We start from the raw sequence: 4,390 nt of genomic DNA on the forward strand, positions 1-4,390 counted from the left end.
TCATAATACAACACTAAGATTTATAACCAATCGCCTAATAATGTTTCATATTGAGATAAAATTAAATCCCACGTAAATCTTTCATCAAAAATAACTTTAGCTTTATTCTCTAAATCAATACGAATATTTTCATTAGAAGAAATAAAATCCATTCGGGTAGCACATTCTTCATCAGATTTGAAAAAGACACCACTTTCCGCAATTACCCATCGGTTAAACTTATTATCATGAGCTATTATTGCATTTCCACAACCAATGGACTCAACTAATGAAGGATTAGTACCTCCGACAGTATGACCATGCACATATGCAAGTGCAAAATACCTAAGCGAAGATACCGCTAATGAATCATATATTGCCCCTAAAAAAAGAACATTTTCATTTGCTGCCTCTTTAACTCTTTTATGATAATCATTTTGTTGAAAATCATAATTACCCAAGATAACTAATTTTTCAGTTCTTTTACTGTTAAAGCAAAAACCCTTAACAATTTCTAAAATAGAATTTTCAGGCTCAGCTCTAGCGATTACTAAAAAGTATTTTTTTTCAATTAAATTATACTTTTCTAAAACACTTTTATCTGCATTATCTCTTGTAATAGAATATGCACCATATGGAATCATCGTTATTTTATCTTTACTCACACGGGTTGCTAGGTGCTCTTTAATCTTAGGATGATCGGCTATTAAATGGTCACCAAACCAGCAACCAAACCTCTCATTCATCCAAAACCATGTTTTTGCTATTGCTCCCCATTTATCTCTTTTCCATTCAATCCCATCCATGTTAATAACATTTTTACGTTTTGAGATAACATAAAATAGATTGAACAATGCAGTATTATACCCAAGGGTTAAGATTAATCCTTTTGTTTTCAACGAATGGATAACAGATTTGTAATCAAAAATTATCGTTCCAAGGGCACCTTTATTCTTAACAGGGATATGAATTCTTTCTATACCCTTCCATGAATCAATATAAAAATCACCTTCCTCTTCTTGGCAATATACAGAAACCTTCCATCCTTTAGCCACCAAATACAATGCAAGATTTTCAGCAAATGTCTCGAACCCTCCATGCGCTGCAGGGACCCCACGAATACCTGTGATAATCAATTCTTTCATTTATTTTTCCCTAATATAATATTGATAAGGTTATATTGATATTTGCTTTCCGAAAACAATGCTTCGTACTTTGCTCTAGCATTATTTGATAGAGTCTGGTATTCAGGTTCTGTTATATTAGTAAGAGATAATAAAGTCTCTACCAACTCATCTACATTATTTGGAAGAAAAAGAAAGCCATCACAACCATGAGTAACTATCTCAGATAACCCGCCATGATTTGCAGCGATCACTGGTCTCTGCATAGCAAATGCTTCTACTGCGACACGTCCAAATGGTTCCGGCTTAGATGATGGTACAATAATATAATTTGCCCATGAAAAATGTTCAGATGGATTCTTCGCAAATTCATAAAATTTGACATTGTTTTGTAAATTATTGTCGTTGATTTTCGTTTTTAATTCATCTAATAAGAATTCATAACCTTCAAAAGCGCTACCTACGATTCTTAATTGGAATGGGAGCTCCCCTTTAGAATGCTCATCAGCATTTATTAAAGAATCAATGAGAAGTTGATGACCTTTCCATGTGTTGATTCGGCCTATGAGAAGCAATTTAATGTTATAGGCATCGTATTGTATATTTTTTTCGTCAAATTCTCGAGTAGGATCAGGGACACCATTGTATACAACATCACCGGGTAAATTAAATGCCTTATATGTAGCAACCGAATTATAAATTAACCTTACACCTATTATCTTGAAAAGCAATTTAAAGAATGATAGTTGCCTACCCGTAGGTATTTCACGGACATGACAAAATATTTTCTTTTTTGAACAAAATCGATAAAACATAGCAGCGACGAGGGCTGAAAGCATAACTACAGTATTTATATATATAACATCATACCTTTTGTAAAGGTGCAAATAGTATTTCACGCCCCTCACTGTATTAAATAAAAAATTTAGTGTTTTTTTTACATCTTTTTTACGCAAAATACCATTGCTATTAAACCATATTTGCCCATTGTTTTTATCGAGATACTCGACAAGTTCACCATTGAAAGGCAAAACAACATCAACCTTATTTGTTTTTTTCAACCCATTGACCGCACTGGCAAAACTTCTGTCTGAGCCATATAACTCTGCGCCTTGATGCACACATAAAATACGTTGCATATAACCTCTAAATATCTTTTATTTAACTTATGCGAAAAGTAACTTTAAATAAACAAGACTTCTTCTAGTTATCATCAATTTAATTGTTACTAATAGCTTGTATATAAAAAGTCTAATCTGATTAAAAGGTACATTTTCAAAAATAACTTTTCTTGCTGAGAAAAGATTAATCAATCTTGCACAATATTCTGTATTTTTAATTGCCGGATTACGCAACGCAGAATTATGTTCTAAAAGCGAAGGTAAAATATACTTTCCACCATTTACATCATCTATATCCAAGAAAAACTTCGTATCTACCCCGTAAAAACTCAAACGTTCATCGAATCTAGGCAATTCAACATTTGATTCAAGAGAGATAACTGTTCCGCTCATCATAGCAACAATATTCTTCTTGCTTACCATGCCGTGCTGTATGTCTTGTATTAAATAACCTCGAACACCTTTGATATAACCAGGAGAAATCATGATGTTATTATTATATATCTTAGGAAATGCCACTATTAATGCTTTATTTTTTGAACATGCTTCAATAAAATTGAGAACTCCTTGTATATATTCATCATCAATGACAGAATCATCATCTAATATAACGACCCAATCATTACTGCTTTTATACTTTGCAATTAATTGATTGTAAACTTTAGATAATCTCTCATTTACCCCATAATGATAAACATCTACTTGATGATTTTTTAGCATTGTTTTTACTGCTTCACTCTCATATCCTTCTTGAGAATTATCCCAAATAGCAAAACTTGCAATAATATTATTTTTTTCGAATTTAATATTTGCAAGGCTATTGAGTGTAATTGTCTTTTCTGGTTGAGTTGCATAAACCACACATATAAACAAGACTTTATTCATTATCCCCTCATTTAATTATAAGTTTAGAAGTTTTTATTTTTCTGAATTTCATCTAGAAATTTAAACCCATATTTTTTCGAAGGCTCAATGTAGGATCCTTCACCGTATTCATTCCAGCAGCAAATAATTATATTATTTAATGCCTTATCTTGGTGAAGTTTTATTTCTTCTTTTGCCTCACTTAACATATTTCCGAATTCCTTAGGATTGCCATATGACATATCATGCTCAGGAGGAATACTGCCTCCCCAAGGTCTCCTATCCCATCCCGACGATACAGGTATAATATATGGCAAATCACTATCGCTAAGAATTTTATTCCATGTATACTTATATCCCGCGATAAGCTCTTGGTAACTATATGAATTCTTTTTAGGGATACCATTACTAATGCCAATATGATAATTATATGCACTAACAGCATCATAACTGTTTGGTGGATATTTATAGATTAGATTATTATTTTCATCATATCCAGTCGATGCCACAAAATATATATCTTTCAAGCCTTTCTTATTTCCTAGCAACCTCGCTCTTTTTAACAAGGATGGTACATCCATATTAAATTTATGTCCATCCATCTCAAGTCGTTGAGGTGAAAAAACAAACACAACCGGGCGACGATTTATCGTAAAATACTTACTACTCTTAAAATAATTATCTATCCAGTAATTAACTATATTATCAAACTCTTTACTGTTTTTTGGAGTGTTCGTATGGTTTGCCCACAATAATGCAAACTTTACATTAGTGGCTTGTGAATTCCTTAAATAGGCATCAATAGCAAACGTTCTATTTTTAACACCGGTATTTTCATCCCAATACCAGTCATAAGCAATATAAGTGACCCCATATTTCTCCATCCATGCTAATTGTTTTTGTATGATATTGTCATCACCATCTTGATACCAACCAAGTATTGGTTCTCTTTCAGGGTATTTTTTTATTGGCTCCCAAACCTCAACCCCTGGCTTGTTCCAGCCAGGATAATAATAAACACCGACATCGAGTGAGCCTGCCTTTGCTTGAGATATCAAGAAAAAAATAAAAATAAAGAACACACGGGGTTGGGAAAGAAAAAGTCTAATCATGTTATTCCCCTTTATTCATAGCTCGTAAATATTTTTTACTTCACGCTAACGTTTGTTAAATATCGCATAGAAATAAAAAAAGTTAAAAAATTCAAAGTATAATAAATGGAACCTGCAACATGCTGGAAACTCATTGCTAACATCATTACCGGAAATGCCGTAAAGCAAACACCAACAAAAGGAATGTATT

4 protein-coding genes are annotated in these 4,390 nt (G+C 32.6%); all 4 read right to left on the bottom strand.

What is annotated here, in order from left to right; genetic code table 11:
• Positions 1-20 precede the first annotated feature (20 nt).
• Genes KHQ28_RS27515 through KHQ28_RS27530 form a run of 4 tightly spaced genes read right to left on the bottom strand, consistent with a single transcriptional unit; the run spans position 21 to position 4,200 of the window.
• Positions 21-1,124: a DUF1972 domain-containing protein gene (locus tag KHQ28_RS27515; protein ID WP_032418673.1), complete on the bottom strand. Its 1,104-nt coding sequence runs from the start codon at positions 1,122-1,124 to the stop codon at positions 21-23.
• Positions 1,121-2,242, bottom strand: coding sequence for a glycosyltransferase (locus KHQ28_RS27520; protein ID WP_032418671.1), 1,122 nt, complete (start codon positions 2,240-2,242; stop codon positions 1,121-1,123). Before KHQ28_RS27520 ends, KHQ28_RS27515 begins: the two co-directional genes overlap by 4 nt.
• Positions 2,243-2,269: 27 nt before the next feature.
• Positions 2,270-3,109, bottom strand: a complete 840-nt coding sequence (locus KHQ28_RS27525) for a glycosyltransferase (protein ID WP_050598700.1) — start codon at positions 3,107-3,109, stop codon at positions 2,270-2,272.
• A 23-nt stretch (positions 3,110-3,132) separates the two neighbouring features.
• Complete coding sequence (locus tag KHQ28_RS27530; RefSeq protein ID WP_077261140.1) at positions 3,133-4,200, bottom strand: glycoside hydrolase family 99-like domain-containing protein; 1,068 nt, start codon at positions 4,198-4,200, stop codon at positions 3,133-3,135.
• Positions 4,201-4,390: the final 190 nt, after the last annotated feature.

The sequence above is a fragment of the Klebsiella sp. 28 genome, from assembly GCF_018223905.1.
Taxonomy (GTDB): domain Bacteria; phylum Pseudomonadota; class Gammaproteobacteria; order Enterobacterales; family Enterobacteriaceae; genus Klebsiella; species Klebsiella pneumoniae.